2 protein-coding genes are annotated in these 1,670 nt (G+C 40.2%); both read right to left on the bottom strand.

Going from position 1 to position 1,670, the window contains the following annotated elements; translation table 11 throughout:
• Positions 1 to 248: 248 nt before the first annotated feature.
• Entirely contained in the window at positions 249 to 794 is a 546-nt protein-coding gene (locus tag RB620_RS30055) for a hypothetical protein (RefSeq protein WP_308100839.1), read from the bottom strand.
• 12 nt (positions 795 to 806) lie between these two features.
• Positions 807 to 1,670: polymorphic toxin-type HINT domain-containing protein (locus RB620_RS30060; protein WP_308100841.1), on the bottom strand; the 864-nt coding region annotated here is incomplete at its 5' end.

Raw genomic sequence — 1,670 nt, forward strand, 5'->3', positions numbered from 1 at the left:
GTATTCTTCGCGATTATTGGGGTGATTTCCAAAAGTCAAGGGGTTTTCCGTTTTTTAGCTTACATTTCTATGACTATTAATCGGTTTCCATCACTTGGAATGAACTGCATAAGTCATGAGGCATATTAGGGGAATTATACGGGGGTGATGAGGGTTAAGTCTTTTCGGGACTTGCCTCCTGATTCATTCGGCACTGGGTAGGGAAAAACAAAAGACCTTGGAGGTATAATCCCCCCAAGGCCCTTTCATTAGTCAGGACAAATTTCCAATACGTCATGGAATAATGCATATTCGACTGTAACCTGCGGTCCAAAAAAGCCCACGTCATCACCAAAGTGAATTCCTTGCAAGACTTCATTCATTTCTTTATAGGATAATTGTTCATAACCTAACTTCTTGAATGACTGCTTGATAATGGATTCAAGTTCAGCCTGTGTCCGAGTGTACGGTTGCTCATCGAAACCATCCAAGGTTGGGCTCATCTTCTGCTCGTCTTTGTTGTCTACTTGGAACTCATGATGAAGATAGTATAGCGAAGCGAGTTTAGAAACCATCAATAAACTTGAAAAACTCACCCTAAACTCACCTTTGCAATAATCCTCATGGCCAAAAGTCCATTTACTTGATGGCCATACATCCCCAGTATTATGAGGTTGCAGTTTGATATTGTTATTATTTAGAAAAATAATTAACTCACTGGGAAGTTCAATCGTTCTTTGACATTTTAATAGATATCTTAATTTGTCTTCTTGATGATAAAAACTTTCCACAACTTCCCTAACTAAATTATTCATCTAGTTTTACACCTACTTCATAATTAGGTCGTGGCCACCTTTTGTGTCCGCCGCCTTAGTTGGGTCAAGGTTAAAATTAACCTCACCTTGATGCTTACCTCGCTTGTTCACAACTTCAAACCGTCCATGTTGAGTATCTAATGCGTAGTAGTTCCCACTAGATGAATCGTAATAGACATCACGACCGTTAATTCTAGTTAATTTTGAATCTTTCGTCCAACCTCTTTGTGAAGCGATATCTGCCGCAGTAGTTCTAACAGTTGCTACCCTTTCATTGACATTCATACTAGAGATTCGCTTTTCAAATTCTGCCGCATCAAAACAATTCGTATTATGCACCCAAATCTCAATATCCGTTACATAATACGTATGGAAGTCTGCAACCGTGAAGTTGTAAACCGTGACTGGCTCATCAAGCTTTACAAACTCAACCTTATCAATCGTCAGGTTGCTTCCATCAGCCTTTTGGAGTTTATCGCCAATTTGAAGTTCATCAGCGAAGACCCACCCTTTACCTTCCACCCAAAACGGATGGTTGTCGGTCGTCTCGATGACCTGCTCCCCAACGTATAGCTTAATTATATCATCACGTTGGTTGCGGTAAAGGTTCGTGACTTCCTTGTAAGCCAATTCTCCATCCGGGTTATTCTCATCCTTAGCAAGAACCATATCTCCGACTTCAATGTCTTCGATATTTTTCTCCCCTTCGTCTGTTAGAACCTTAGTCCCTGCAGTGAAGCAATTGCATGGCAGAAACTCAGTATTTTTTAAATTTGTATCATTTACATCAACAGCTCGATCGACGGTCCCCCCGCTTTTATTTTTAAACTTTATTATGAGCTGCCCGTTTTTTATGATCTTACCTACAGGAATGAA

It is taken from the genome of Paenibacillus sp. LHD-117 (assembly GCF_030929555.1).
In the GTDB taxonomy this organism is placed as follows: domain Bacteria; phylum Bacillota; class Bacilli; order Paenibacillales; family Paenibacillaceae; genus Pristimantibacillus.

Excerpts from the sequence above, each read along its gene's own strand:
- RB620_RS30055 (WP_308100839.1), bottom strand. The coding sequence starts at position 794 with ATGAATAATTTAGTTAGGGAAGTTGTGGAAAGTTTTTATCATCAAGAA.